The following is a 13620-nucleotide window of genomic DNA, read 5'->3' on the forward strand; positions in this document are numbered from 1 at the left end:
ATTATTTACCTGCATGTTCTTCTTTCTCTGCAGCTTTAGCTTCAGAACGAGCTTTATGTTGAGCGCTTAATTCGCGTAAGGTCACAACACTCACGCCGGCTAGGATTGCTGCTGCACCACCTAATAAACCAATAGCGGTCATAGTTGCACCTGAACCTTCGGTATTGTTGACATCAGGTTTTTCAACGCGTGGTGTTGGGTTTTCTACGCCCGCTAATTGGAAAATACCTTTGGTAAAGCCCACACCTTTTTCGTTACAACCATAGCAAGGATGCCCGATACCAACCGGCCAGTTATTACCGCCGACATCACAGAATTCTAAAGTAGAGCAGTTGCCGTAAGTTTCTGGCCCTTTACAACCAAGATGATACAAACACCAACCATTTCGGTGACCATAATCGCCGTATTCTTTAGCGAAGCGACCTGCATCAAAGTGCGGGCGACGATAGCAGTTTTCATGAATTAAGCGATCGTAAGCGAATAATGGACGATTTAATTTGTCCATTGCGGGTAGTTTCTTATAAGTAAGAATATAAGCGACAGTTGCAAGGAAGTTGTGTGGATTGGGTGGACAGCCAGGAATATTAATCACTGGTGTACCTTTTGGTAAGACTTCAGATAAGCTGCTTGCGCCAGTTGGGTTACCACCGCTAGAAGGTACGCCACCCCATGCCGCACAAGAACCGATCGCAATAATCGCGGCAGCCCCTTTAGCGGCTTCTTGAATGTGTTCTACAATCGGTTTACCTGCTACCATACAATAGACGCCGCCGTCTTTCACCGGAATAGATCCATCTACGACTAAAACATATTTTCCATAATACTGTTTAATTGCATTGTGTTTATTATCTTCAGCTTGTTCCCCAAAGGCTGCAGAAAGAGTTTCGTGGTATTCTAAGGAAATCATTTCCAATACCAAGTTTTCTACTGTTGGGTGGGTCGCACGTAGCAAGGATTCAGTACAACCCGTACATTCTTGCGCACCAATCCATAATACTGGTGGGCGTTTAGGTTCAGTTAAAGCAGTGGTCATTTCTGCACCCGCTTTTGAACTTAACCCCATAGTCGCCGCAAGTGCGGTACATAACTTCATAAAATCCCGACGGGAAACTTCTGCTAAAGCAGAAAATAATCCATCACTTCGTTGCATATAATCACTCCAATTGGCACGTTACTTGTATGGTTAATCTAGCTATGATATGCCTTGATGCGGGAAATTTATTTGATCGTAATCAAAAATACCCTTATTTTCCTTACAAAATAAGTGGGTAAGTGATTGTTTTTACTTTGTTATTGAGAATGATTGTTATTTATTGGCGCCGCATTCACTTGGAGTCCATTTTTTGTACACTAAATCATAATAATAAAGTAAGGATTTGGGCTATGAAAAGCTTCATGAATATTGACCGCACTTCTGGGTGATATGAATGGGGGAAGTGGATAAAACTAAATTCTTGGTTTTATTGATTTTTATCAACAAAATATTGTCTAAGCAAATAGATTTTATTGTGCTTTTCCCTATACTGAATAGGGAAAATTTTCTATGGAGAAATAATGATGAATATAGTTGTGGGTATTGTCCTTCTCGGTTTAGCTTTCACTATTTCAATGTATAACAAACTGATTAGAAAACGTAATCAGGTGAGTAGTGTTGAAGCCAGTGTGGATGTTCAGTTGAAACGTCGTTATGATTTATTGCCAAACCTTGTCGCCACCGCTAAGGAATATATGTCGCATGAGCGTAGCCTGCTTGAGCGTATTGTGACGTTACGTGAAAGTGCTAAATCAGCCCATTCTACAAGTGAGAAATTCCAACTCAATAATGAGATTTCGGGTTTATTGCGTAATTTACAGGTTCGTCTAGAAAATTATCCGGATCTCAAAGCCAATCAAAATCTTTTGCAAATTCAGACCACACTTAGTGATGTGGAAGAGCAAATTTCTGCAGCAAGACGTACTTATAATTCAGCAGTTGAAGAGTATAACAATGCGGTGGAAATGTTCCCGTCAAATTTAATTGCAAACTTGTTTAATTTCCAGAAAGGAACATTTTTCGATATTCCTCAGAATGAAGCGGAAGTCCCTAATGTGGGTAATTTATTTAAACAATAAGTGGAAAAACAATGAATACACCAAAAGAGATTGAAGGGATTCGTTTTCTTGGATTGGAAAAATTAGATGAGGAACGTTTAGCCATAAAATCACTCATCAATAAATGGATAATTATGCTATGCGTTGGATTATTTTTCCTCATCGGAACGATAGGGAACGGGTATCTATTAAGTACTGCATTGATCCTTGGTGTGCTCATTTATTCTTTTCGTCATTTATTTTTTAAATATAAGCGTTTTATTGCAGAATTTAAAACGCGCGTGATTAATACGATTGTCCAGGAATTTGGTTTCCACTTTAGCGCAGATAGAGGACTGAATATTAGTGATTTCCTCTCCGTTTATGATAGTGGTCCCGCAACATTCCGTAGTGAGGATTTAATTTTTGGTGAGTTTAACCAAACTGAAGTTGAAATCTGTGATTTTTCAGCATTTAACATGTCGTTGAAAGAGAAATCGGTTAAGGCATTAGGTGCTCAGAATTTTCAAGGCATTTTATTTAAAGCCACTTTTCCTAAAGAACTGGCCCATTGGGTTTATGTTTGTGATAAGAAAGAAGCAGGTTTAAGAAAAGAAGGTGAAATTGCATTGATGGATAATCCGTCTTTTAATCGCTATTTTGATGTGTTTACTGAAGATCAAATCTTAGCCAGATATGCTTTAGCGCCTAAGTTAATGGAACGTTTTTGTGGACTGAAAGAGAAATTTAATTGCCCTATTTCGATGGTACTTCGTAACCGAGAAGTGATTATTGCACTTAATTTAGGAAAGAATAGTTTTGAACCGTCCTTTGAAAAGTCATTGTTAGAAGACAATACGATTCGTGATTATATTTCTAGTATCAAAGGCTTTACAGATATGGTGAAAGAACTCGGGTTAAATAACCATATTTGGAAATAAGTGTTAATGTAATAAAAAAGACGAGTTTAAATAATAAACTCGTCTTTTTTTATCTTATGAGTTTTTATGCGTTGTTTGCTGCTTGTGCTTTTTTACGCTCTAAACGTAACACACCTAAATGTGTCATATAGCAACAGAAAATACAGCCTGCTACAGCGAATAATAATAGGTAGAAACCTGCATCCCAACCGAATTTATCAGCCAAAATACCAAATAATGCAGTACCAGAGAAACTACCTAAAATGTAACTTAATAAACCACGTAAACCCGTTGCTGAACCTGCTGCGAAAGAAGGAACTAGCTCGATAGTTTGAAGTGAAGATAAGAACATTGGCACATAAATTAAGCATCCAATAATACCTGCACCGATGGTTACAGTTATTAAGTCACTACCGCCCCAGTAAACGAACATTGCTGCACCCACACCGAATAAGGTGATGATGGCCAGTGGCATACGGCGACCTTTGAAATAAGTATCAGTTAACCAACCAGCTAATAGCGTAGAAGGAATGGCTGCCCATTCAAAGATAGCAAATGCTGTCCCCATTTGAGCTTTAGTGAAACCTTTAGTTTCTAACAAATAAAGTGGTAGCCAGGTTAATACACCAAAACGGATCATGTAAGTGAATACGTCAATGAAAGAAACAAACCATACATTAATATCTTTCATAATGTAATCACGGAAGATTTCCCATGTGGTTAAGTTGACGTTTTCTTCTTTTGTGACAACTAACTCTTCATTCTCATTTTCAAGAATTTTACCAACTGGTGGTAAACCTTCGTTGTAAGTACGACCAGCACCGAAGATATAGAAAATAATCGCAACGATAGTAGCAATTGCTACAGGCACAACAAAGTGTGCAGCTTGCCAATGCTCTTGACCTAACCAAGCGATACTTGCACCTGCAATTGGTGCGACTAAACCACCACCTACGTTGTGAGAGATATTGAAGATAGCGGTTGTTACACCACGAGATTTACGTGGGAACCAGCTTGCTAATACGATATAAGCTGGACCTGCCCCCATCCCTTGGAAGATACCATTAAGTACACAAAGGAATAAGAACGCCCAGAATGATGCGCTAAAGCCCATCATTAAGTTTACCGCTGCCGACATCATTAAGCCGAAAATCATAAAGTGTTTCGGATTTGATTTATCTGCGATTGCAGACATGAAACCTTTACTTAAACCATAAATAATTAACATGGTACCGGAAATAAAACCGATATCTTTTTTGGTGAAACCAAAATCGCTAATTAATTCAGGAGAAGAAAGAAGGAAGTTATTACGTAAAATATAGAATGCCGCATAACCGATAAAGATGCCAAATAATGCATGCCATCTTAAGCGATTATAACGTTCTCTAATTTCCGCATCAGGAACAGGCGTACCTGGATTAGATTTTAGGAATGAAATCATTTAATGATCCTTAAATTTTTAATACAACAAAACTCATTTCTATACAAAAAATGAGGTGGTCAATATAAGGGGAAAAATAGAGATGTCAAATAGTAAATAAAAAATAACAAAAATTTTGACCGCACTTTTATTTCGCAAAATAGTCAGTTTTTTGCTATAATTCCGCACAATTTTCATTACAAAATAGAGAAAAACTATGTCAGAAACACCGGTTACAGAAAATGCTTATGGTGCATCAAGTATTAAAGTCTTAAAAGGGCTTGATGCGGTTCGGAAACGTCCGGGCATGTATATTGGGGATACCGATGATGGAACAGGCCTACACCATATGGTGTTTGAGGTAGTGGATAACGCGATCGATGAAGCGCTTGCCGGCTATTGTTCCGATATTATCGTCACTATTCATGATGATAATTCTGTTTCCGTACAAGATGACGGTCGTGGTATTCCAGTGGATATTCACCCAGAAGAAGGTGTTTCTGCAGCAGAAGTAATCATGACGGTACTTCACGCAGGCGGTAAATTCGATGATAACTCCTATAAAGTATCAGGTGGTTTACATGGCGTGGGTGTTTCGGTAGTAAATGCACTTTCTGATAAATTGCAATTAACCATTCGTCGTCAAGGTCATGTGTATGAGCAATTCTATCACTTGGGTGAGCCTCAAGGACCTTTAACCGTTATTGGTGAAACTCAAGCAACGGGTACAACCGTGCGTTTTTGGCCAAGTCCAGAAATTTTTGCAATTACAACTTTCGATTACAAAATTTTAGCAAAACGCTTACGTGAGCTTTCATTCTTAAATTCTGGCGTATCCATTCGTTTAATCGACAAGCGTGATGGTACGGAAGATCACTTCCATTATGAAGGTGGTATTCAGGCATTCGTTGAATATTTAAATAAAAATAAAAATCCAATTCATCCAAAACCATTCTATTTTTCAGCTGAAAAAGACGGCATTGGCGTGGAAGTCGCATTGCAATGGAATGATGGCGTAAACGAAAACGTTTATTGCTTTACCAACAACATTCCACAACGTGATGGTGGTACTCACTTAGCCGGTTTCCGTGGCGCATTAACCCGTAGCTTAAATAACTACATGGAAAGCGAAGGGTTACTGAAAAAAGAGAAAGTGAGCACTTCAGGTGACGATGCGCGTGAAGGTTTGGTGGCAATTATTTCGGTGAAAGTGCCAGATCCTAAATTCTCTTCACAAACAAAAGACAAATTAGTGTCTTCTGAAGTGAAAAGTGCGGTTGAATCTGCCATGAATGAGCGCATGCAGGAATATCTATTAGAAAATCCAGCTGATGCAAAAATCATTGTAAATCAAATTATTACGGCTGCACGTGCACGTGAAGCGGCTCGTAAAGCACGCGAAATGACCCGTCGTAAAGGCGCATTAGATATTGCTGGCCTTCCGGGTAAATTAGCAGACTGCCAAGAAAAAGACCCAGCTCTTTCAGAGCTTTACCTCGTGGAGGGGGATTCTGCGGGTGGTTCTGCAAAATCAGGTCGTGATCGTAAAACCCAAGCGATTTTACCGCTAAAAGGGAAGATTCTTAACGTTGAAAAAGCACGTTTTGACAAAATGCTTTCTTCTCAAGAAGTGGGTACATTAATTACGGCGCTAGGCTGTGGTATTGGTCGCGATGAATATAATCCAGATAAATTACGTTATCATCACATCATTATCATGACTGATGCGGACGTGGACGGTTCACACATTCGCACTTTATTGTTGACCTTCTTCTATCGTCAAATGCCGGAATTAATTGAGCGTGGTTACGTGTATATTGCTCAGCCACCACTTTATAAAGTGAAAAAAGGTAAACAAGAGCGCTACATCAAAGATAACGACGAAATGGTGCAATATGAATTAATGCTTGCGTTAGATGGTGCCGCGTTGCATATCAGTGCTAATGCACCCGCAATGAATGATTTAGTGTTTGAGAAATTAGTGAGTGAATATAACAATGTTCAGAAATTAATTACTCGCTTAAGTCGTTATTATCCAGAGCCATTATTGCAAGGTTTGGTTTATCAACCACAATTAACCGTTGATTTAATGCGTAATGAAAGTGCGGTCGAAAATTGGGCGAATTCTTTTGTTGCGTACTTAACCGCAAAAGAAACGGAAGCACATTTATATTCGGCAAGAACGCAATTTAACAGTGAACGCCAAGTATATGAAGCCGTCATTACCGTTCGTAAACATGGTATTGATACCGATTACTTCATCAACTTTGATTTTGTAACGGGCAATGAATTTGCAAAGATTACCGCATTCGGTCAGCAAGTGAATGGCTTGCTAGAAGAGGGCGCTTACGTTACTCGTGGTGAAAAAACTCAACCCGTTCAATCATTTGAACAAGCCGTTGAATGGTTGATGAAAGAATCACGTCGCGGCTTAGAAATCCAACGTTATAAAGGGTTAGGCGAAATGAATGCTGAGCAACTTTGGGAAACTACGATGGATCCAAATGCTCGCCGTATGTTAAAAGTATCAATTAAAGATGCTGTTGCTGCAGACCAACTCTTCACCACATTAATGGGTGATGAAGTTGAGCCTCGCCGTGAATTCATCGAAATGAATGCCTTGAGAGCAAATCTAGACGTTTAGTCTAACACTCAAAAATATCACTAAAAATGACTGCACTCTGGGAAACTGAGTGCGGTATTTTTTTACCTAATATATAAATAAAAATAATTTTCAATTAGATCTATTATTTGTTTATATTCTTGACTATAATTTTTGCGACTTATATCGCTTAAAGACAATAATACGAAATAGACTCGTTTTTTGGTTGTTAGATTGGTAGCAAAGTACGCATAGTAATGTGCGTACTTCTTTTTTGTTTTAGGAGCAATCATTATGATGATAGATAAACGCCTAATTAACACGGTGGCTGACAGTAAAAAGTGGATTGGCATCACGGTGTTATGGAATTGGGGGGCGTTAATTGGCGGGATTATTAGTGCCGTCGTGTTTTCTTATATTTTACAGGCGGCTTATTTTAATGAATTGAGCCCGATAAGTGCGGTCATTTTGGGCATCATTTTGGTCGCCGCTTTAGCGTTGCGTGCCTTTGCAGGCAAAAAATCGGTGCAGGCTTCTTATTTTGCCAGTACAAAAGTCAAACATGAGCTGCGTAGTCTCATCTATCGTAAATTGGCTTCCATGCCGCTTAACCAAGTGAATCAACAATCCACGTCAAGTATCATTCAAGTGGCTTCAGAAGGCGTAGAACAACTTGAAATTTATTTCGGACGTTATTTGCCTCAGCTTTTTTATAGCTTGCTTGCACCGCTCACACTCTTCGCTTTTCTGATTTTTTTCAGCTTTAAAACAGCCGTAATTTTGCTGATTTGTGTGCCACTGATTCCGATGTCGATCATTGCAGTGAATAAAATTGCGAAAAAACTCTTGGCAAAATATTGGTCCATTTATGTGGGGTTAGGGAGCAGTTTCTTAGATAACCTACAAGGTTTAATCACGCTAAAAATCTATCAAGATGATGCTTATAAAGCGAAAGCAATGGATGAAGAAGCGGAACATTTCCGCAAAATCACTATGAAAGTACTGACCATGCAGCTTAACTCGGTATCGCTGATGGATTTACTTGCTTACGGTGGTGCGGCAATCGGGATGTTAACGGCTTTGTTGCAATTTCAAGCCGATCAATTAACCGTATTAGGTGTCATTTTATTTATTCTGCTTTCTTCTGAATTCTTTATTCCACTTCGTTTATTGGGGTCTTTCTTCCATGTGGCGATGAATGGTAAAGCGGCTTCAGATAAGATTTTCACATTGTTAGATAGGCCCGTGGAAACCCAAACGCAAGCGGTCGATTTTGCAGCGAAAAATGCCATTCAGGTAGATATTCAAGATCTGCATTTTGCTTACAGTAAAGAGAAACCAGCAATTACAGGCTTAGATTTAAGCATCTTACCAAATCAGCTTACGGTCTTTGTGGGTAGAAGTGGTTGTGGTAAATCTACCTTGGTTTCATTGCTAATGGGCTTTAATAAAGCGCAACAAGGCAAAATTCTATTCAACGGCCAAGAAATTCAATCTATTGACCGCCATTCGTTTTATGAAAAAGTCTCTTTGGTGAGCCATAGTAGTTATGTGTTTAAAGGCTCGCTACGTGAAAATATGACCATGGCAAAAATTGATGCCACAGATGAGCAAATCTATGCCTGTTTAGAACAAGTCAATCTGGCGCAATTCGTTCGAGATAATGGTGGATTAGATATGCCGTTATTAAGTCGTTGCGCAAATTTATCTGGTGGTCAAATCCAACGTTTAGCGTTAGCGCGTGCTTTGTTACACAATGCCGAGCTTTATATTTTTGATGAAGCGACCAGTAACATTGATGTGGAAAGCGAAGAAATTATTTTGCAGTTCATTCAGCAATTTAAACAACAAAAAACTATTGTGATGATTTCCCACCGATTGGCGAATGCCGTAAATGCTGACTGTATTAATGTGCTTGAACAAGGCAAATTGATTGAGCAAGGCACACATAAAGACCTCATGGCAAAACAAGGTGCGTATGCTGAAATGTTCCAACAACAAAAAGATTTAGAACAAATTAGAGAGGTGGCAAATGCGTAAAAATGGTTTTGTTGTAATGGGGCATTTGTTGAAATTAGTGACCCCACTGGCACATATCATGGCGTTTACTATTACCATGGGAACGCTTGGTTTCTTGGCTGCCATCTTTATTATGGTACTTGGAGCGATGGGGTTAGTGAATTTATTAAACTTTGACACCCATTTAAGTTTTTCTGGCATTTTGACCGCACTTATCGTGTTAGCGGTGGCTCGTGGCGCGTTGCGTTATTTAGAGCAAATGTCAGGACACTATATTGCTTTTAAATTGTTGGCCTTATTGCGTGATAAAGTGTTTTCCTCTTTGCGCCGCTTAGCTTTTGTGAAGTTGCAAGACAAACAAGCGGGGCAATTAGTGTCCTTGGTGACTAATGATATCGAATTGCTCGAAGTGTTCTATGCGCACACCATTGCTCCAATTATGATCGCATTTTTTACTTCTGCGATTTTATTGTTGGTTTTTGGGCATCTTTCAGGCTGGTTTGTACTTGTAGCATTAGCCGCTTACTTAACAGTGGGTGTGATTTTACCGATTATCACCACCAAATTGGCACGTGAAGAGGGCAGACGCTATCGTGAATTAGTGGGCGAAATGAATGATTTCTTCCTCGACAGTGTGCGTGGCATGAAAGAAATCCAACTTTTCGGCTATGCGAAACAGCGCTTAGATGAAATTCAACTACGTAGCCAAAAAATTGATACAGCCTTTGAACGTATTAAAGCCCAAGAAGCCAAAGTGCGCGTTTACACAGAAGTAGCGGTATCGGCGTTTAACATTATTATGCTATTCACTGGCTTAATTTTATTTAGCCTAGACAAGATTGATTTTTCAGCCTTTTTAATTGGCGTGATTTTATTGATGTCGAGCTATGGCCCGGTTATTGCGTTAAGTAACCTTTCAAGCAACTTATTACAAACCTTGGCTTCGGGTGAGCGCGTATTGAGCTTGCTAGCAGAAGAACCTGAATTAAAAGACGTAGAAAGTGCGGTCGATTTGAAAGAGGTTTCTCGCATTGATGTTGAGAACGTAAGTTTTGCTTATGGTGAAGAACAAATTTTATCGGATGTCAGCTTATCTGTGAAAAAAGGTGAAATTTTAGGTATTCACGGCAGAAGTGGTAGCGGTAAAAGTACCTTGCTAAAACTGCTGATGCGTTTTTACGATCCTAAATCGGGTAGCATTAAAATTAACGGCGAAACTTTACCGAATATCAACACCCGTAGTTTGCGTGACAATATGGCATACATTACTCAGCAAACCTATATTTTCAACGAAACCATTGAGGAAAATATTCGCCTTGCGCGCCGTGATGCAACGTTAGAAGAAATTATGGAAGCTGCGAAGAAAGCCTCAATTCATGATTTCATTTTAAGCTTGCCAGAAGGTTATCAAACGAAAATGACGGAATTGGGCGGCAACCTGTCTGATGGTGAAAAACAACGTATCGGTATTGCCCGTGCATTCTTACATAATGCACCGATTATTTTACTTGATGAACCGACCAGTAATTTGGATAGCTTAAACGAAGCGATGATTTTGAAATCATTGTTGAACGTGAAAGTAGAAAAATTGATTATTCTCGTGAGTCATCGCCAATCTACCATGGCGATTTGTGATCAGGTGATTGGCATTGAGAATGGAAGAATGTCGTAAGGTAGTGAGAAAAAGAGCGGTCAAATTGACCGCTCTTTTTTATTTTCTTAATTTCACTAACTCAACTTCGTGATTTTCACCTTTTCTAAGAATCAGATTAGCGCGCTCACGAGTCGGCAGAATGTTTTGTTTTAAATTCAATCCATTAATGTTATCCCAAATGTTGCTAGCAGTTTCAATGGCTTCCTGCTCAGAGAGATTGGCATAATGTTTAAAATAGGAATCCGGATTGGTGAAAGCACTTTGACGGAATTTTAAAAATCGCTTGATGTACCATTCTTTGAGCAAGTTCTCGTCTGCATCAACATAAATAGAGAAATCCACAAAATCAGACACGAAGGTTTGATTTGCTTTATTTGAACCTGTTTGGAGAACATTTAACCCTTCTAAAATTAAAATATCCGGTTGATCGACAATATCAAATTTATCAGGAACGATATCGTAAGTTAGATGAGAATAAATAGGCGACTTTACCGATGGCTTGCCTGATTTGATATCAGCTAAAAAACGAATTAATTTGGCCGTATCATAAGAAATAGGGAAACCTTTTTTCTGTAGCAAATCATCTTTTTTCAGTTTTTCTAATGGATACAGGAAACCATCTGTAGTGATTAAATCGACTTTTCGTTCAGTAGGCCAATGAGTTAGTAGCGATTGCAAAATACGTGCCGATGTACTTTTCCCAACAGCAACACTACCCGCGATACTAATGATATAAGGGACTTTAGGGCTTTGTCCGCCAAGAAAACGATTCAAAACGGTTTGGCGGCGAAGGTTTTCGTCAATGTAATAGTTAATAAGACGTGCAAGTGGCAGGTAAATTGTGCTTACTTCATCAAGAGAAAGCTCTTCATTAAAACCTAAAAGCGGTTTGAGATCTTGCTCCGTTAATTTTAGCGGAACAGATTTTCTTAATTCAGCCCATTGTTGACGACTAAAGTTCAGAAAGGGCGTGAGTTGTTCGGTGATTTCCACGGTGTTTTATGTTTAGAGTGAAAAAAAATTGGACAAAATATACCCTATAAATGAGTTGTGATCATTGTTTTTTATTAAAACTGGTGAGATTTAAAGCAAGAATGTGGCTTTTTGCTTGTAAATTAGACGAATAGTTAAAAAAAACGTATTTTTCATAAAAAAAACTTGTCAGGCATAAAATTTTCCATATAATACGCCTCACTTGCTTACAACACGCCGACTTAGCTCAGTAGGTAGAGCAACTGACTTGTAATCAGTAGGTCACCAGTTCGATTCCGGTAGTCGGCACCATCCTTTAGTAAACAAGTATTCATTTAGTGTGGAGGGGTTCCCGAGTGGCCAAAGGGGGCAGACTGTAAATCTGTTGGCTCAGCCTTCGAAGGTTCGAATCCTTCTCCCTCCACCATTTTCTAAATGAATTCTGATGGGACAGATGAATTTAGGACTGCGGGCATCGTATAATGGCTATTACCTTAGCCTTCCAAGCTAATGATGCGGGTTCGATTCCCGCTGCCCGCTCCAAACGCTGATATAGCTCAGTTGGTAGAGCGCACCCTTGGTAAGGGTGAGGTCGGCGGTTCAAATCCGCCTATCAGCACCAGCCTTCAAAATTCCTCTCTCCTTTATTAAGTAGTAATGATCTTATTGGTTAATGTGGTTTAATTTACCCATCGATAACCGTGTCTATTTAGAGGGACTCTTTAAATGTCTAAAGAAAAATTTGAACGTACAAAACCGCACGTAAACGTGGGTACAATCGGCCACGTTGACCACGGTAAAACAACTTTAACAGCAGCAATCACAACCGTATTAGCAAAACACTACGGTGGTGCAGCTCGTGCATTCGACCAAATCGATAACGCGCCAGAAGAAAAAGCGCGTGGTATCACCATCAACACCTCACACGTTGAATACGATACTCCAACTCGTCACTACGCACACGTTGACTGCCCAGGACACGCGGACTATGTTAAAAACATGATTACCGGTGCGGCACAAATGGACGGTGCTATTTTAGTAGTAGCAGCAACAGATGGTCCTATGCCACAAACTCGTGAGCACATCTTATTAGGTCGCCAAGTAGGTGTACCTTACATCATCGTATTCTTAAACAAATGCGACATGGTAGATGACGAAGAGTTATTAGAATTAGTAGAAATGGAAGTTCGTGAACTTCTTTCTCAATATGATTTCCCAGGTGATGATACACCAATCGTACGTGGTTCTGCATTACAAGCATTAAACGGCGTTGCAGAATGGGAAGAAAAAATTCTTGAGTTAGCAAACCACTTAGATACTTATATCCCTGAACCAGAGCGTGCAATTGACCAACCGTTCCTTCTTCCAATCGAAGACGTGTTCTCAATTTCAGGTCGTGGTACAGTAGTAACAGGTCGTGTTGAGCGTGGTATCATCCGTACTGGTGATGAAGTTGAAATCGTTGGTATCAAACCAACAGCGAAAACAACAGTAACTGGTGTTGAAATGTTCCGTAAATTACTTGACGAAGGTCGTGCAGGTGAAAACATCGGTGCATTATTACGTGGTACAAAACGTGAAGAAATCGAACGTGGTCAAGTATTAGCGAAACCAGGTTCAATCACTCCACACACTGATTTCGAATCAGAAGTTTACGTATTATCAAAAGATGAAGGTGGTCGTCACACTCCATTCTTCAAAGGTTACCGTCCACAGTTCTATTTCCGTACAACTGACGTAACAGGTACAATCGAGTTACCAGAAGGCGTGGAAATGGTAATGCCTGGTGATAACATCAAAATGACAGTAAGCTTAATCCACCCAATCGCGATGGACCAAGGTTTACGTTTCGCAATCCGTGAAGGTGGCCGTACAGTAGGTGCTGGCGTTGTTGCGAAAATCATCAAATAATTGATGTATTAACTGTAACAAGTTAGATAAAGAAGGCGTATCGAAAGATACG

The 13620-nt window shown here is 39.6% G+C and carries 9 protein-coding genes and 4 tRNA genes; 10 read left to right on the plus strand and 3 right to left on the minus strand.

Going from position 1 to position 13620, the window contains the following annotated elements:
• Position 1: 1 nt before the first annotated feature.
• Positions 2–1150: a hydrogenase 2 small subunit gene (hybO, locus tag ADA56_RS05350; RefSeq protein WP_049369733.1), complete on the minus strand. Its 1149-nt coding sequence runs from the start codon at positions 1148–1150 to the stop codon at positions 2–4.
• A gap of 404 nt (positions 1151–1554) precedes the next feature.
• On the opposite strand from hybO, the gene ADA56_RS05355 reads away from it, so the two are divergent.
• Complete coding sequence (locus ADA56_RS05355) at positions 1555–2112, plus strand: LemA family protein (protein WP_232086147.1); 558 nt, start codon at positions 1555–1557, stop codon at positions 2110–2112.
• 11 nt (positions 2113–2123) lie between these two features.
• Entirely contained in the window at positions 2124–3011 is an 888-nt protein-coding gene (locus ADA56_RS05360; protein ID WP_049369735.1) for a DUF3137 domain-containing protein, read from the plus strand.
• Between the two features lie 64 nt (positions 3012–3075).
• Here ADA56_RS05360 and ADA56_RS05365 read toward each other — a convergent pair whose 3' ends face one another.
• Positions 3076–4431 (minus strand): MFS transporter, encoded by a 1356-nt coding sequence (locus tag ADA56_RS05365; protein WP_049369737.1) that lies wholly within the window; start codon positions 4429–4431, stop codon positions 3076–3078.
• A gap of 196 nt (positions 4432–4627) precedes the next feature.
• Here ADA56_RS05365 and gyrB point away from each other — a divergent pair, with 196 nt between their 5' ends.
• From gyrB to ADA56_RS05380, 3 genes are all read left to right on the plus strand, one after another.
• Positions 4628–7054: a DNA topoisomerase (ATP-hydrolyzing) subunit B gene (gyrB, locus tag ADA56_RS05370; protein WP_049369739.1), complete on the plus strand. Its 2427-nt coding sequence runs from the start codon at positions 4628–4630 to the stop codon at positions 7052–7054.
• Between the two features lie 252 nt (positions 7055–7306).
• Positions 7307–9052, plus strand: coding sequence for an ABC transporter ATP-binding protein/permease (locus tag ADA56_RS05375; protein WP_049369741.1), 1746 nt, complete (start codon positions 7307–7309; stop codon positions 9050–9052).
• The gene (locus ADA56_RS05380; protein WP_049369743.1) at positions 9045–10703 is read left to right on the plus strand and encodes an ABC transporter ATP-binding protein; all 1659 of its coding nucleotides are present in this window, start codon (positions 9045–9047) and stop codon (positions 10701–10703) included. The genes ADA56_RS05375 and ADA56_RS05380 overlap by 8 nt, the downstream gene beginning before the upstream one ends.
• Before the next feature lie 39 nt (positions 10704–10742).
• Here ADA56_RS05380 and coaA read toward each other — a convergent pair whose 3' ends face one another.
• Positions 10743–11678, minus strand: a complete 936-nt coding sequence (gene coaA / locus ADA56_RS05385) for a type I pantothenate kinase (protein ID WP_005695046.1) — start codon at positions 11676–11678, stop codon at positions 10743–10745.
• 215 nt (positions 11679–11893) lie between these two features.
• Between coaA and ADA56_RS05390 the strand changes: the two genes are divergently transcribed.
• The 5 genes from ADA56_RS05390 to tuf all read left to right on the plus strand — a co-directional run bounded on the left by ADA56_RS05390 (position 11894) and on the right by tuf (position 13568).
• A tRNA-Thr gene (locus tag ADA56_RS05390) sits at positions 11894–11969 on the plus strand.
• Positions 11970–11999: 30 nt separating this feature from the next.
• Positions 12000–12084, plus strand: a tRNA-Tyr gene (locus ADA56_RS05395).
• A gap of 41 nt (positions 12085–12125) precedes the next feature.
• Positions 12126–12200: transfer RNA gene (locus ADA56_RS05400), tRNA-Gly, on the plus strand.
• 3 nt (positions 12201–12203) lie between these two features.
• Positions 12204–12279: transfer RNA gene (locus ADA56_RS05405), tRNA-Thr, on the plus strand.
• A 104-nt stretch (positions 12280–12383) separates the two neighbouring features.
• Entirely contained in the window at positions 12384–13568 is a 1185-nt protein-coding gene (gene tuf / locus ADA56_RS05410) for an elongation factor Tu (protein WP_005635637.1), read from the plus strand.
• Positions 13569–13620: the final 52 nt, after the last annotated feature.

The sequence above is a fragment of the Parahaemophilus parainfluenzae genome (assembly GCF_001055095.1).
Lineage (GTDB): Bacteria > Pseudomonadota > Gammaproteobacteria > Enterobacterales > Pasteurellaceae > Haemophilus_D > Haemophilus_D parainfluenzae_Z.

Coding starts and splice junctions, on each gene's coding strand:
- hybO (WP_049369733.1), bottom strand. CDS start 1,150: ATGCAACGAAGTGATGGATTATTTTCTGCTTTAGCAGAAGTTTCCCGT.
- ADA56_RS05355 (WP_232086147.1), top strand. CDS start 1,555: ATGATGAATATAGTTGTGGGTATTGTCCTTCTCGGTTTAGCTTTCACT.
- ADA56_RS05360 (WP_049369735.1), top strand. CDS start 2,124: ATGAATACACCAAAAGAGATTGAAGGGATTCGTTTTCTTGGATTGGAA.
- ADA56_RS05365 (WP_049369737.1), bottom strand. CDS start 4,431: ATGATTTCATTCCTAAAATCTAATCCAGGTACGCCTGTTCCTGATGCG.
- gyrB (WP_049369739.1), top strand. CDS start 4,628: ATGTCAGAAACACCGGTTACAGAAAATGCTTATGGTGCATCAAGTATT.
- ADA56_RS05375 (WP_049369741.1), top strand. CDS start 7,307: ATGATGATAGATAAACGCCTAATTAACACGGTGGCTGACAGTAAAAAG.
- ADA56_RS05380 (WP_049369743.1), top strand. CDS start 9,045: ATGCGTAAAAATGGTTTTGTTGTAATGGGGCATTTGTTGAAATTAGTG.
- tuf (WP_005635637.1), top strand. CDS start 12,384: ATGTCTAAAGAAAAATTTGAACGTACAAAACCGCACGTAAACGTGGGT.